Raw genomic sequence first — 16,202 nt, 5'->3', positions numbered from 1 at the left:
AACAGCATATTTTGAAGCTTTCATGCTACAAAGATAACTTTTTAACCAATATTAATATTTTCGCAAGAAGTCTAATGGATGACGTTTATGATAACAAGTTTACAGACAAACTTTTTATTATTCAAAAAGTCAACGACAAAACTGAAATGAAAGAAATTCCTTGGACAACTACTGCTGGGACACTTGCTCATGGAGGTGTTCTTGATCCATTAGGAGCAACCGAAACTAGTACTGGTGTTGCCGGAACAGCTGCCGTGATAGAGAACCAATACGAAAATGTTTACACATTCAAAGATTCTAAAAACTATCAAAACTTATGGCTCAAATACCCTTATTTGCATCAGACAGGTTCTATGAATTATTACAGGGATAATAATAGAAATTTAGAATTGGATAGAGGAAAAGTATATAAAGGATTTTACGGAACAAATGCACATCGCATGAGTAATAATGGAATGGCAAGCAATACAGTCAATGCACCAGGAGTTCCCTGGAGCCAAGGCTGTCAAGGTGCACCAGAGCCTGAATTTAAAAAACTACTACCTTTTTTTAGAAAACATGTCCAATCAGGGCATGGTAAAATAACTTACACCTTATTGAGTTACAACGATTTTGTTGACTGAAAAACCGATTATTTACCCCATGATAAATACAACTTGATATGTTTAAAAGGAAATACATTTATCTCATCATAATATTGGGCTTATGTTCCACCTTGAAGTTAAAAGCACAAGCTAACCAATCGAAGCTGAAAACCTACTTGTATGCTGGAAAGGTAGGTAAACTCGAAGCAAGATTTACATTTGTATTTGATCAAAGTAACCCTTGTGCTTTATGGGAAGGAAGCTATTATTATGTAAATCATCATCCTGAACGAATTTATAGATTATCAGGACATTGTGGACAGGCCCCTTGTCATCCTAGTAAGTATGATAAATCTGTTCTAAAGCAAGGTTTATTAATAAAAGAATATACTGGCAATGCCCTGACTGCTCGGTTATTTTTGTGCACTAAAAATCCCGAAAATCTTAAAGATTTGGCAGGGCATTTAACCAATACCGATAAAAATGGCAAGAGTTATTCAGTAAACCTAAAGCTGATTAAGTAAGCTTTAAAACCCTTTACAGTACAGTAACGATAAATTCTCAACTAACTGATGACATCTATATTACCTCACCACCCCTACTACCTACAGGACCTACAATGGCTGGAAAAATTCATCCATTTTCGTTGTCGGCAAACATTTGATGATACTTTTGCAGAAGCATTCGAGGCCATTCCTTCCTGGGAAATTGCTCAAAATCCAACTATGCCTTATCACGCCCTCCTACAAAGTTTTACCCAAGAGGAGCGCATAGTGATAGTAGCATTATTAGCCAATCAGGTTCATCCTGATTTGTGGAATGCCTTTGGAAAAGCCTTTGAAGAATATGGGTTGGAACCAACTAAAATGAAACATTTGGGATTAAGTCAACTGACAGAAACCCCTTATCTACAAGCTACTTTTGGCACGTTATTGTTTTTGTTGGGTGGCACTAAACCTCAGGAGCAAACCAAGGTTTGGAAATTATTTACTCCAGAAGCCCCCTTAAATGCTTTAAGCGTCTTAGAATGGCCTTCTGCTGAATCTACCCCTTCTATGAACACAATGCTGCGATTGAGTGCACCTGTGTTTCATCAACTCACTACCAATCAAGTGCTTCACCCCCAATACTCTTCCGATTTCCCCGCCACCCTACTCACAACCACCAAAACCTGGGACGACTTGATTGTGGACGAAGAAACCAACACCCTATTGGCTCAAGCCTGCAAATGGGTACAATACTATCCCCAGGTACAACAAGCTACCCAAGGCAATCAACGCCAGGGATATCGTTTACTCATGGAAGGTCCCTCTGGTACCGGGAAAACGATGGCCGCCGCTCTACTGGGGCAAGCTGCCGACAAACCAGTATACCGCATCGATATCTCTAATATTGTAGACAAATACGTGGGTGAAACCAGTAAAAAGCTAAGGCGCATTTTTGAAATAGCCGAAGCCCAGGACTGGATTCTCTTTTTTGACGAAGGCGATGCCCTATTTGGCAAGCGTAGTGAAGGGAGCAGTAGCAGCAACGAACGGTATGCCAACCAGGAGGTAAGCTACTTGCTGTATAAATTGGAAGAATACCCTGGAATGATTTTTTTGGCCACCAATCACGCGACTGCCATCGATCAAGCCTTTCAGCGACGTTTTCATTCCTGGATTGCTTTTCAAACCCCTGATAAGTATACCCGCGCCCAATTATGGCGGCATTTCTTTGAAAAACCAGGTTATTTGCAGTTAGACCCCGCCATTAGCCAAGCCCAGTTTCGGGAGTTGGCCGAAGCCGCCAATGTGAGTGCCGCCTGGATAGAACAGTTTTATGCTTACTGTGTACTGCAAGCTACTGCCAAGGGCACAAATAGTATTTCAGCCGAAGAAATGCGTCAGTACCTCCATTGGTATGGTTGTGAGCGAGGCCATTTTGAGTACAACACGGCTCATTTGTTCCGAAAACAATATGCTTATGAGGGGGACTGAAGGTAGTTAGTCCACCATTGCCAGGCAATAGTTTAGCCGTTATTCTCTGCCAGTGTGTACTTTTAGTTCGTTCCAGTTTGGGGTAAAAAATTAAACTATATTAATTAAATATATAATTATAAAGCAGTAAATCACACAAATCAAGGTTTGATCAAGGTTTTGATTTGATATTTGAACCGCCAAACCCTACTATTGTGAAGCTTTCCGGAATATTTCTTCTAGCATAAGTATTTACTTACCCTAACAAGGAAAAATACCAAGTTATTAATCACTTAACATTAATTTTTATTATGAAAAAGAATAAATTACATATCAAATCTAATTGGGATAAAAACCTAACTTTTAACGCATCACAAATGCAAAAGATTAAAGGTGGTGATGGTACCTGTGGGCCTACTAATACTAAAACAGAGCTTGATACTGGTAGCCCACCGCCTGTCGTCTAATTTTTTTTAAATCGTTAAAGTACCTAACAAAGGCTAGAGTTATTAAAGTCTCTAGTCTTTATTTTTATATTATGAATTATTTAATTCCTGAAATCACAAGAAATATTGCAGACAACCTACTTAGTTGTCAAGAAAAAAGCGAGAATACAGGTGACATATTTTCTGGCAAAGCAGGGGTTATTTTATTCTTAGCCAATTATTACCACATTGAAAAACGTAATTGCTATGTAAACACCATATTTGAACTATTGAATAGTACTTTAAATAATTTGCAGAATGAAAAGAGTGGGTCCATGTCTGGAGTGGCAGGTATTGGCTGGATATTACAATATTTGGTAAATATTGGTATTTTAGACAAGAAAGAAGTATACCCTTATTTGCAACAGATAAATACTGCGGTTGTTAGTTCGCTGAATCAAGACTTTGATGCTGGTTATTATGATTTAATGCATGGATACATTGGTAAGCTTATTTTTCTAATGGACTCCAACGAGTATTCAAAAAAAACATCCAATGTAGTTAAGTTTGTAGAGGAATCAATCCATTTTTTTCAGCAGACATCTATCAGAGATTGTCCTCAGAAGATATTTTGGAAGCAAACAAATTTCGGTGATATATCCTTCGAAAGCAAGGCTTGCCTTGGAATGGCTCACGGAATTCCGAGTATTATCAGTTTTTTAAGTTTGTTGTTGGAAGAAAACTATCTAACCAATGATAAGAAAAAAGAAGCAAGGATACTCATAGAACAATCTTGTGAATGGATATTAGATAAAGAAGGTAAGTATGAAGTAAAAAATGGCCTCTTCCCTACTTTTATTCCTCCAAACGAAGCAAATTTAGATAGTTTTTTAGCTTGGTGCTACGGAGACTTAGGTATCGCCATATCTTTTATAAGGGCTGGCAAAGTGTTAAGCAATAAAAGATTGTACAAAGAGGGTATACGCATAGCAACACACGCTGCACAAAGGCAACTTAAGAATTCAGGAATCTCTCATGACTTGAGCAGAAGTGATATTACGCTTTGCCATGGGTCATTTGGTATTTTGTACCAGTTTCATTTGCTTTATAAAAAAACAAGAGTTCAAGCATTCAAAATGGCTAGAGAATATTGGTTAGGTATAAGCCTGAGTAACATTAGTATTGATGAACCATTTTGTAATCTAAAATCTTGTATCAGCTCTAGAAAATCAAAAGCCAAAGAATGGGAAACATTGTATTCTTTGTTGGGAGGTGTTTCGGGAGTTGGATTGGTTCTATCAAGTATTTATTCTCATCAAGGGTCAACCAGCCAGGATTGGGCTCGCATCTTACTCTTAGATTTTTAATAATTTTGAATATGAATAAAGCTAAAATTATTTTATTAATTACATTATTTATTTTTGTCACAAGCACAATCAACGCTCAGTCTCCACAAGATACAAGTTTAAATACTAGCTGGGCTACAACTAAAAAAATGCTTTCAAAGTTTTCAGACAGAGTACCTTCAATGGGGGGGACATTTGCTTTAGTTGAAAAGGGAAAAATTATTGGGCAGTATTATTTTGGTTTTGCCAATCGAGAGCGAAAAATCAAAGTAAACAATCAAACGCTTTTCCCAGTAGGATCAATTTCTAAACTCATTACGGCTATTGCTATTTTTCAACTACAAGAAAAAGGAAAGTTGAGTTTAAATGATCCAGTTACCAAGTACATTCCTGAACTAAAAAAAGCGCCCAAAGATTTTGGAGGCTTTGACTCTGTAAGAATTCATCATTTAATTAATCACACTACTCATTATGATCGTGGAGTTGCTTTGTATCGTCAGTTTGAAAAAGATAACCCTCGCTTTAAAGAACAAGAGTCTTATTGTTTTGATGATTTAAAGCCCTATTTCCATTTATTCAAGTTTACTGGTAAACCAGGTACAAAACATCTGTACTCTAATTGGGGATACTCATTTTTGGGGGTAATTGTAGAGAGAGCCTCAAGAATGAAATACCAACGTTATATTCACAAAAAAATATTAAAACCACTAAGAATGACCAGCTCTTATTTTGGTGCTACCAACAAACATAGGCAAAAATGTCTTGCCAAATGCTATACAGTGGATAGCAACGGAGTAATCAATAAAGGGATACAACCTACTTATGATCAATGTTTTTCAGAGGCAAATGGGGGGTTAAAGTCTACCGTGGGTGATATGTTAAAATTGATGAATTTTTTTACAGGATCAGGAAGTAAGAGTGAGATAAGTAAATATAATCGTGTGTTAAAAAGAGCAACTATTAACGAGTATCTTACGATCAATGATGAAAACATAAAAAATCCGAAAAAGCTTGCTTATAGTCATAAATATAAGACTTATAAAAGGGGGAAACTTTCTTGTCTCACATTTTTGACCTTCAGTGATGTTAGCCAGAGTTATCTAGGACACGACGGCTATATTTATGATTATAAATCTTCTTGCTACTGGAAGAAGGATAAAAATATAGGAATCATTTGGATGAGTAATACTGTTGGTCCAAAAAACTCTGATGAATTTGCTTTTAGTAAAATTTTGATTTCGTTACAAAATCAATTCCTTGTCAAACAGGCGGTAAAAGACAGAACTTGGGAAGATTACCTGAAAATATTAAAAATCAAACGAAAATAATCCAAAGATGATTATAAGAGTTCTTTTCCTTTTAAGTATAAGTTATGTCTCAACGTACCAAAGTTTTGCTCAAAAAGAGTTTTACTATCCCGAAACAGTTTTCGATAACCAAAAATTTGGCATATCTGATAGGCAAGAATCTATCACGATTGATGCAAATGGCCAGATAATTACGGCAATGCAAAAAGGTATTCAAATATATAATGGACAACGCTGGCAAAATATATTCATTGGTAAAGACTCAAGCAAGATTAACCCTCTTCATACCCCAAGATTATACAAATTAAAAAGCTTTAAAGATATTTTATTGGTTGCTGGAAGTCAAACTGCTGGTTTTTTACAACCCAACAAACGAGGTAAACTCTTGTATTATGAAATAGCAAATCGAACTCTAATAAAAGAAAAGCTAGATTTCATTAAACATATTGAAATAAAAGGCAGAGAAGCCTTTTTTCTTGGTCTAAAAGGAATATTAGTCTTAGATATATTAAGTAGAAAATCCAAATTTTTTAAGAATAACTTTAATGCAAAATATGTTTTTTATTATGAAATTGAAGGAAATATTATTGCTAGATTTGATCAACCAGAGATATATCAATTAGATTATGAGACAAAAGAGTGGGAACAAACCAGTCAATACTCTTTTATAAATAAAAAAACATCTCCAAAAAAAATACTGGAGCTCAAGGATAAAAGGTATATAGTGGTTGATAAGAATAATCACATTTTAGTGGTTGATAAAAATAGTCTTGCGAAATTAGACAAGCAGTTAGATACCTTGTTTAAAGATCAATACTTTTTCTCACTTAAACAATTCAGAGATAAAGTGTATATAAAAACGGAGAAATATATCATTGTTTATGACCTTACCCGTAAGAATATCTTATACAAAAAACAAATTTCTTCCAGACCATCTGATTTCGCAATTACAGAACAAGGAAATATATGGCTATCTACTTTAACCAGGGGCATACTCTTCATAGAAATCAACTCTATTTTTAAAATAAAGGCTAAAGACTTAAATATTAAAGCCAGACGTATTTTTGGTGATGTAACAGTTACACAATATCAGGACTATAGTTTTGAAATAAAGCTAAAAAAATGGCGTAAAAAGTATAAATCAGTTATAACAGGTTCAATTAGGCATATTAGCGAATTTAACGACCAAATATTTTTCATAACATCCAAGGGTATTTTTACATTTCAAACTCAACAAAAACAACTCGCCAAAATTTCTTCCGACAATACTTTTTTAGTACATCAATCAATATCAAATCCCTTCTTATTTTACCAGTTCACTGATAAATACTTCAAAATATTACAGAAAGAAAGGAATAGTTTGATTGTGCTAGATAGTATAAAATTCAATGACTTTGTATATAGTGTTGTTGAAAGGCATAATAGTATTTGGGTAGCCGCAGAAATATATGGCATTAAGCGTATAAGACTGTCATCAGATGGTAAAGCCATAAAAAATATTAAGCATTATTTGAGTCAAAAAAAGAGTGAGCAAGCTAGTTTTTCAGCCTTTATATTCAGAGATAAACCTTGTTTCAACAATTCAAGTGGGGTCTTTTTTTATGACAAAGCTGCGGATAGTATCAAACGCTATGCTATCAAATATGACAGCTCTTTTTCTAAAAAATATACTGAAGACTTTGTCCAACATTATACATTTTTACATGTTATAAATAACGACTCCATACTTGTGACTCCTGGCATAACATCAGAGTTTAATACGCCTGGTATTTTGGTTTACAAGAGTGGATATTTTGAATGGCAAAATTCTCCTTTTAAAAGGATGAAGAATTATAGATATAAAAATTTAGAGAAATTAAATAATAAAACATACTGCTTACATACGGCACACCTTATCTATGAACTTACCCCCTCCCAAAAGGTAAATACTACTTATAAATTCAAAACCCATATTAGGGATGTGTCTGTCCAAATACCATTTGTTGATTTAGACAATCATAAAAAACTTTCAGACTCTACAATTTATACAAGCTACACTACAATTAAATCTCCAACCAAGTTAAACTACTCAAACAACACTCTCACTTTTACCTACGCCTCGGACAGTTGGGCAGCTTACGAGCGTAACGAGTATAGTTATCAACTAATCGGGCAAGATGACACTTGGTCGAACTGGTCGAAAGAACAAAAGAAAGAGTATACTAACCTACGAGAAGGCACTTATACCTTCCAGGTACGCTGCAAAAACGTGTATGGTACCATTAGCTCAGTAGATACTTACACCTTTACTATTTTGCCTCCCTGGTACCGTACTTGGTGGGCTTATACGCTGTATCTATTGGTAGGAGTCAGTTTGATGGTGGCGGGAAGTATAGGCTATAACCAATACCGGAGCAGACAGCTCCGAAAACGTAACCGGGAACTGGAGCAAACGGTGGCTTTACGTACTGAAGAAATCAGCGGACAAAAAGCCGAAATTACCCAACAGGCAGCACAGTTAAAAATAACCAATGAGTCGCTCAACGCTGCCAATACTCAGCTACAAGTCACTGCGGAGGAACTCAAGACCACCAACGAAGAACTGCACAAGACCAACCTGGAGCTACAAACAACCAACGAGGCTTTAGAAGATGCCAATGCCCAAATCAAAAAAGAGCAAGAAGATAGACTCAAATACTACGTGCAGCGGGTGTCTGACTCTAACGAGCGTTTTGTAGAGATGATAGACATATTTAAGAATCGTGGGCTGGAAGTGGGACTCCGTTTTCTGGAAAACGAACTTAATACTGCGGGCAAAATGGCCAGCATTCAGGCAGAAGTACGAGAGGCTTATCCAGAGTTTATAGCCAAGCTGGACAAAGTACTACTGGATGAAGATATCACCTATACCCAATGGAAGGTAGGCCAATGTTTGAAGTTAGGTAAATCTGCCAATGAAATTTCGGCACTGCTGGATGTCAAGCCTTCTACCATTTATTCGTATGGTTCTCGCTTGCGGAAGGCAGGCTTATTATAAAAGTGTTGATGGTTGAAGTTTTTATTTTAAAAAAACATATTCATGAATCACCTAAAAACCACCATATTTATTATTGCTTCTATTTATCTTTTTTCGCCTTGTCTTGCTCAAAAGAGCAAAAGCGAAAAAAGAACTTTACTGGACAATTGGAATAAACTGGATCGGTTTGTTTCCTTGGCCAAGAAAAAACAGCCTGACCTTTCATTTTATACAGCCTTGGTCTACAATGGAAAAGTTATTTCTGAAAAGCAGATGGGCTATGCCAACATTAAGAATAAAGTCAAAATGAACCGTCACATGGTACACATGTGGGGGTCAGTATCTAAGTTGTTTACTACAGTAGCCATCTTACAATTAGTAGAAAAAGGTCAACTCAAGCTGACCGACTCCATCACCCATTATTTTCCCAACTTGGGCAAAAAAACGGGGGACTTTGCAAAAATCAATCAGGTTAAAATTCATCACTTAATTAACCATAACAGTGGTCTCAGCCTCACTAAAGCATTCAGAACTGTTGCGGCGAAAATAAAAAAGGAAGAAAAGAAATTTAGGCGAGCCGAAAATGAAGAGTTTTTACCTTATTTGGAGTTGGCCGAACAAACCTTTCCAGCGGGAGAAAAGTATGAGTATTCCAATATGGGATATTCACTGCTTGGCTTGGTCATTGAAAAGGTGTCGGGCATCAAGTTTAAAGTCTACATAAAGCAAAACATTCTTAAGCCTTTGCGCATGAAAAGTACCAGCTATGGTCCCCTCTCTAAAAAGATGATGAAGAAATTTGCCGCCTACTATGGTTATTATGACCAAGACAAAGATGGCAAAAGAGAAAAGCTTTCTCACATTTCAAATTATTCGCAAGGCATATTGGCTGCCAATGGAGGCATTAGAGCATCGCCCAATGATATGGTGAAGTTTATGAATTTTCTGCGATTTAGAAAAAGCAATAAAAGGGCAGAAAAAGTACTCAAACGTGCAACCTTACAGAAATACTTGTTTGATGCTGATTTAGATACTATTGATAATCAAAATGTGGTATTCCTCAGAAAAAATAAAGGTATAAAGCTTTATTATGTCAATGGGTTTAGGGTAAGAGTAGAGAAAAAAAACATCGGTATAGGTCATAGTGGGAAGGTGGCTACTTATATATCTTATTTTATCTTCAATAAAAAAATGCCATTTGGGGTGATGATGACCTCTAATATTTATTCTGATCCCAAGGGTACTCCTTATAAACTAATTGACAAACTAAGCTGGCTTATTACTAAATTTGCTGTCAATGGAGATTTTGGGCAACTGATAAATCTGAATGAAAATGAGTTCTGATACTATATACACCTTCAGAATCACATCACTTATTTTGATTCTAACGCTATTTATGGCATTCCCAGCCAATGCTCAGAAGAAATTAAATGAGTTTACTAAACATTCTACAAGAAAAGAACGAGTAGCCAGAGGTTGTCATGATATAGAAGTTACCAACGATGGTTTGGTCATGGTTGCTACTGGGTAAAAAGGCAGGCTTATTATAAAAGTGTTGATGGTTGAATGGTTGCGTAATATATCCGTATAGCCATCCCTATTTTCGTTGTTTATTCTGTTTGTAGTATAGGCGGTCGGCTAAAAACTATGGACTATTGACTAAATATAAATATTGAAGGAATCATGCATGTATCATTTAAATTACTCAAAATAAAAGAAGTATACCAAAAAGAAGGGCTGGAAGCAGGGCTGAGTCTGTTAAGGAATGAAATTGAAACGCTTAATACTTACATTACTATCCAGGCACATGTTCGGAAACATCATCCAGATTTTGTATTACACTTAGATTCGATTTTGCTCGACGAAATTATTACTCCCAACGAGTGGCGAGCAGCTCACTGTTTCAAAGGAGGCAAAAGCACCCAGGAAACCGCTCGCTTACTGAGTAAAAGTCATACAATGATAGGACTACATGCAGCCAAGTTAAGGGAGTTGAAGGTGCTGGAAGCAGAGGTAAAGAAAGAATAAGAAATTACTGATGCATTAGAACTAAAAATCAATAAGTATCTTATGAAGAAACTAACCACATTACTCCTCATTTTAAGTCTATTTATACTAAAAACCCAGGCTCAGAACAATAAGTCAATCACCAAAGCAACATTGCTCAAAGAGTGGAATAAGCTGGATACTTTTATTCATAAGGTAAAGGAGGTAGCCCCCGACTTTGCCTTTAATGCAGTCTTGGTATGGGATGGGAAAACCATATCGACTAAAAAAAATGGATATGCCAGCCGAGAAGCCAAACTCAAAATGAATGATAAGACTATCCACATGTGGGGTTCTGTATCAAAAATGTTTACTTCTGTAGCAATATTGCAACTCATGGAAAGGGGTAAATTAAAAATAGATGACCCTGTTACTAAATTTATTCCTGAACTAAGAAATACCTCTAAAGATTTTGGTGGTTTTGACAGTGTACGTGTTTACCACCTTATTAATCATACCAGTGGTTTGACTTGGAAGTACATACAAGAGGCTCTGGATAAAAAATACCCCAATGTGAAAGTAAAAAACTCCTGGGAAATGACCAGCCCTTTGTTTAAGCACCTCAAGCTGAAGAGAAAACCAGGTGCCAAATATGCTTATAATAACGGAGGGTACTCTTTATTAGGTATTCTGATAGAAAAAGTTACCCAACAGAAATTTACTGACTACATTAAAAACAACATATTTAAGCCATTGGGAATGAAAACAGCACACTATGGCAAAACCCCAAAAAGACTAGAAAAGTATTTAGGCAACAGCTATTTAGTTACTAAAGATTCAACCCAAACCATTGAGTTTGACCGAAGCCAAGGTATTCACGAAGGCAATGGAGGAGTAAAAGCCACTATACGGGATATGCTAAAATTTATGCACTTCTTAAGATTCAGAACAAAGAAGCAATATCTAAAAAAGTATGACAAAGTTTTGAAATGGGATACAATCAAAAAATATTATTATGACTTGGACGTAAATAAACCCAACATAAGATCATCTGTCCAGGTAAAACTTAAAGGAGCCATCATTTTAAGAGCATTTGGGTTCATGTATGTAAAAAATCATGGTAGTGTCCACTCGGAGAAGGTAGGGCATTCAGGATACATAGCAGAATATCAGTCTTTATTTTTTGTAAGAAAAGATGTACCGTTTGGCATCATAGTAATGACAAACTCAAGCGGGGATAAAGGTACACCAGAACACATTGTTAATCAAAGGTTTGTAAGCTCATTAAACTATTTCAGCAGTACTGGTAAAATAAACCTAAGGTTTTACAAATGGAAAAAAGCATTAAGAAAACTAAAATAATGCATTAATATGACCATAAGATGGCTTGGTGATCAACAATGCCAAAGGTGTTTAAGTGCTTTATCCTGAGTTTGTAGCCAAAGTACTCGCTCAAGGTAAAATCACCAAGTTAATGTGTAATGTGGCAAATAGGGTACTGTATTAAACTGGGGATGGCGCCCCTGGAAACTGCTAAAATACTTAATACCAACAACAGGTCGGTATCTACGTTGGCCTGTAAACTACGCCGACTGGAGCTATTGGAGGCGGTGAAGAAGTAGCCTTAAGAATTACGAATGGGTGCAAAGTAACTATGGTCTTCCATCTATCTATTTTGTAAAACATTAAAAGTTAACATCTTATAAAATCGATTAGTTGCCTGTAGAATAAGGTGTAAAACCCAGCACCTAGCACCCAGTTCCTAGCACCTTACAGAAGCTACCAACTAAAAAACCAAGCAAATGAATACATTCGAACCAGGTGATTTTTATGTACTGCGTACTCCATTGCTGGAGCGCAGCTACCTGGAGCCTCCGGTGGGAGTTGCCCAAGGCATAGAGCAGGTGCGCCAACACCTACAAGCCGTCTATGCTTCGTCCGCCTTGCAACAAGCCTTGTACATTGCTTCGCCCGATTTGTTTGCTCAGCTTGACCGTTGGCGCACTTTGGCAGCATTGCCTGCCCCCAACAAAAAGCAAAGCCAAGACTTGCAAAACCTGGAGCAAAAACTATGGATGTTTTTGGCAAGGGCAGCTTATCGTTGTACCCCCTTTGGCACTTTTGCTGCCGTAACTGCGGGTGAGTTTCGTTTGCAAAGACACAGCAGCCTGGCCCTGGATGGGCTTGGTTCCATGCGCACCTCGTCAAGGCTGGATATGGTGTATTTACTGAGGCTTAGGGCGGCACTAGAGGCAGATACAGAGGTAAGGGATCAATTGCTTTACTTCCCTAACAACACGCTTTACCGCAATGGAGACGATATGCTGTGTTCGTTTTTTGATGAGCAAACCTTGCAACATGTAGCTTCGTCGAAGGAGTTTAATGAGGTAGCCTGGGAGCTGTTTGACACTTGCCGTCAGGCGGGGGGAATGCGCATACACGAAATGATTGCCCACCTGATGACCGACCCTGACCTGACCGAGGCAGATTGCCGCGAGTTTGTGGAGTATTTGACCAGTCACCATTTGCTTATTTCTGAACTGTACCCTAGCCTGAATGGTGAAGAGTACCTGGAACAATTGCACTCCAGCATAGCTCAAATGCCTGCCGCCCAAGGCTACCTCGCCATCATCAATCATATTCGTGGGCAGTTGGTGCTGATTGATACCACGCCTGACCCTGCCCAAAGTTTGGGACTTTACCAGCAATTGATAGAGTACCTGAGTACCCAGCCTTTTGCTCAGCAAACCAAAGAAGAAACTGATGATGGTAGTAATGAAAACAAGACTTCCCAAAAAGAACTCATTCAGGTAGATTCTTTTAGGGATGAAAGCGGACTGGAACTGAGCAAAACCGTGCCTCGCCACCTGGTACGTCAAATAGCCACTTTGATAGACCATGTAGGGGAAGTACCCACAACAAAGGCAGACCTTACCTCCTTTGCCAAAGCTTTTTTTAAACGATATGAAAACGAAGCGGTACCTTTGCTACTGGCAATGGACGAGGTGACAGGGGTGGGTTATCCTTATGGCAAACGGGTAGTAGCGCTACCTACCTATTTGCAGGAGTTGGGTGTAGTGGTAGCTGAAGGAGGTGGCACAATGCCCCAAGTTGCTGACCCCAAGGCCGGACAGACCTCAGCGCTGGATGCCTTGTTGGAACAAAAATATGTAGAAGCTTTGCAAAAGGGCTTGACTGAAATACGCTTGAGCAAAGCAGAAGTACAAAATCTAAAAAAGGCAAGTCAGTCCAAGCCGAAGCCTAAACAAGAAGCTCAAGCACCACCGCTTCCTCCGGCAATGGTGGCGATGGGTAAGCTGCTCTACCAGACACCCGACGACCTGGAACACAATCCCAAACAAGGTAACCCGCGCAACTTTCGCTTTCAGTTGTACCACGCCAGTGGTCCTGTGGTGGGCAATTTGTTGGGGCGGTTTTGTTATGGTAGTCCCTTGCTAAAAGAAAAGCTAAGTGCCACCCTTGCCCAGGTAGAACCCGATAATGACCGTCTGGTATACGCCGAGGTAGACCATTTGCCAGGTCAACGGGTGGGCAATGTAATCATTCGCCCCAGGTTGCGTGAGTATAGCATTGCCTTGGGTGGGGCAAACACGAATGATCCTCATCAAATACCCATTACTGACTTGTGGTTGAGTACCCAAGAGGGCGGCAAACGCCTGGTGTTGCACTCGAAGCGCCTGGGCAAACAAGTAGTACCTCGCATGAGCAATGCCCATAACTACGCCCACAATGCGCACCCGCTCTATAAGTTTTTGTGCGATTTGCAATACCAGGAAGAGTGCTGCCAATTACCTCCGTTTTTTCGGGCACAGCGCTGGCAGCAACGGAGTTATTTGCCTCGCTTGGTTTACGATGATAGTTTGATTTTATCACCCAGGCAGTGGCGGGTGAGCTACAAGACATTAGAGGCGATACAATTGCAAAAAAAGGAAGACCTACATACTGCTATCAGTACCTGGACATACAAAATAGAAAGACTGAGGCAACAATTGCGCTTGCCCCAAACGGTGCTTTTGGTAGAATCAGACAATAAACTCTACATTGATTTTACCAATCCTTTGAGCGTGGGAGTGTTTTTGCAAAAGGTGTTTGCGAGCAAAGAAGTTGTTCTGGAAGAAGTAATAGAAGAGCACGTACCCAGTCAATCCTATAGCAACGAAATGGTTTTTCCGATCACTAATACGGTCCCACCAAGCCACAAGCAAGCCCCTGTACTTGCTGCCCAAACCCTGCCTCAAAGTGTACAAAAGAACTTTGCCTTTGGCAGCGAGTGGGTGTACTTTAAAATTTACCTGGGTGCCTTGGGCAGTGACCGACTAATTGTAGAAGACCTCTACCCTCTCAGCAAAGAATTAAAAGATTCGGAGCACATTGATCAGTGGTTTTTTATCCGTTACAATGACTCAGACTATGGTCCCCATTTGCGTTGGCGGCTGCGCTTATGCCACTACCCAAAAGAGTTGGGCGAAGTGGTACAAGTATTTTCGCAAAAGTTGTTGGCTCTAAAGCAACAGGGAAAAATTATCCACTATTTGCCTGATACCTACCAACGTGAACTCAGTCGATACCTGCCTTATAATATGGAGTTGAGCGAAAAATGGTTTGCCCTGGATAGTGAATTTGTTGGACATACTTTAGAACTACTCACTCAGGACGAAACTGCCACCGATGCACTCAAGTCAGCCATTGCCATCAAACGCATCAAAGCCCTGTTGCAGGCTTTTGACCTCCCTGAAGAAACTCAACAGAAAATCACCAGCCAAGGCAAGGCAAATTTTAGCCGAGAGTTTGGGTTGGATGTCCACCCCCAGGCACAACGCCTCAAAAAGGCGTTGGCAAAGCACACACTGCCTCCCTGGTTACCTCCGGCTTACCGCCTACTGTTTGATCAACTTACCGAACAGGAAGTGCCCCTTGCCCAACAGATAAAAGCCAACCTTCAACAACACGGAGCAAGCGAGGCTCAACTCCGCTCACTGCTCAGCAGCTACATCCACATGTTTAATAACCGCTTTTTTGCCAGTGGGCAAAGGCTGGAGGAGATGTGGGGGTATTGGAAGTTGGAAGAATAAAATAAGCAGCCGATGCTTTGCTTCCTATCTTTTTTCTTTCTGTCCTTGCATTACCGACCTTGCAAGCTTGTCAAATTGTCCCTGAACCTTGCCAGGTTGTCAAGCTTACCTCGCCAAATTGTCCTCGAACCTTGCCAAATTAGCATGCTTAGCTTGACAATTTGGCATCATAATGAGTCACTTATAATAAGTCAACTAATGTGATCTATAGATAGTTAGTTAGAGATTTTTTCTTTTTTATTTAAAGCGCAGGTAGCTTCCTAACCCAGGACTTGCCCCTGTTTCGCCCACACAGGCGCAACACGCGCCAAAGAAAAACGGGTGGAATAGTATTATAAATCACAGGTTATACCCTACACACCGCCCGTATTTTGCGTAACTATTCAAACGGCAGATGTATGCCTGATGAAAACTTACAGAGCAAGCATCCATCCTCCTGTTTAGCCTGGCATTTTGGTCACAAAGTCGTTCTCCTGCCAGTTTTCAAAACGCATGCCTCCGTTGTCAA

The 16,202-nt window shown here is 38.9% G+C and carries 12 protein-coding genes; all 12 read left to right on the top strand.

Annotated elements, in window-relative coordinates; genetic code table 11:
- Window positions 1-623: hypothetical protein (locus Q0954_RS28220; RefSeq protein WP_299463290.1), on the top strand; the 623-nt coding region annotated here is incomplete at its 5' end.
- Between the two features lie 38 nt (window positions 624-661).
- Window positions 662-1,108: a hypothetical protein gene (locus Q0954_RS28215; protein WP_299463287.1), complete on the top strand. Its 447-nt coding sequence runs from the start codon at window positions 662-664 to the stop codon at window positions 1,106-1,108.
- A gap of 48 nt (window positions 1,109-1,156) precedes the next feature.
- Entirely contained in the window at window positions 1,157-2,563 is a 1,407-nt protein-coding gene (locus Q0954_RS28210; protein WP_299463284.1) for an ATP-binding protein, read from the top strand.
- Window positions 2,564-2,853: 290 nt separating this feature from the next.
- Complete coding sequence (locus Q0954_RS28205; protein WP_299463280.1) at window positions 2,854-3,009, top strand: hypothetical protein; 156 nt, start codon at window positions 2,854-2,856, stop codon at window positions 3,007-3,009.
- A 71-nt stretch (window positions 3,010-3,080) separates the two neighbouring features.
- On the top strand, window positions 3,081-4,334 hold the full coding sequence (locus Q0954_RS28200; protein ID WP_299463277.1) for a lanthionine synthetase LanC family protein: 1,254 nt from the start codon (window positions 3,081-3,083) through the stop codon (window positions 4,332-4,334).
- A gap of 11 nt (window positions 4,335-4,345) precedes the next feature.
- Window positions 4,346-5,641, top strand: coding sequence for a serine hydrolase (locus Q0954_RS28195; RefSeq protein ID WP_299463274.1), 1,296 nt, complete (start codon window positions 4,346-4,348; stop codon window positions 5,639-5,641).
- A gap of 178 nt (window positions 5,642-5,819) precedes the next feature.
- Window positions 5,820-8,636, top strand: coding sequence for a triple tyrosine motif-containing protein (locus Q0954_RS28190; protein ID WP_299463271.1), 2,817 nt, complete (start codon window positions 5,820-5,822; stop codon window positions 8,634-8,636).
- A 42-nt stretch (window positions 8,637-8,678) separates the two neighbouring features.
- A complete protein-coding gene (locus tag Q0954_RS28185; protein ID WP_299463268.1) occupies window positions 8,679-9,959 on the top strand; it encodes a serine hydrolase in 1,281 nt (426 codons plus the stop codon).
- Complete coding sequence (locus tag Q0954_RS28180) at window positions 9,949-10,146, top strand: hypothetical protein (protein WP_299463265.1); 198 nt, start codon at window positions 9,949-9,951, stop codon at window positions 10,144-10,146. The genes Q0954_RS28185 and Q0954_RS28180 overlap by 11 nt, the downstream gene beginning before the upstream one ends.
- 152 nt (window positions 10,147-10,298) lie before the next feature.
- Window positions 10,299-10,643, top strand: coding sequence for a hypothetical protein (locus Q0954_RS28175; RefSeq protein ID WP_299463262.1), 345 nt, complete (start codon window positions 10,299-10,301; stop codon window positions 10,641-10,643).
- Between the two features lie 42 nt (window positions 10,644-10,685).
- Window positions 10,686-11,963 (top strand): serine hydrolase, encoded by a 1,278-nt coding sequence (locus Q0954_RS28170; protein ID WP_299463260.1) that lies wholly within the window; start codon window positions 10,686-10,688, stop codon window positions 11,961-11,963.
- A 440-nt stretch (window positions 11,964-12,403) separates the two neighbouring features.
- Complete coding sequence (locus tag Q0954_RS28165; RefSeq protein WP_299463257.1) at window positions 12,404-15,694, top strand: lantibiotic dehydratase; 3,291 nt, start codon at window positions 12,404-12,406, stop codon at window positions 15,692-15,694.
- The last annotated feature ends 508 nt before the right edge of the window (window positions 15,695-16,202 follow it).

Origin of the sequence: uncultured Microscilla sp., assembly GCF_947493425.1 — a bacterium.
GTDB lineage: Bacteria > Bacteroidota > Bacteroidia > Cytophagales > Microscillaceae > Microscilla.
Note: the sequence above shows the minus strand (reverse complement) of the source record. Positions and strands in the feature narration are given on the sequence as shown.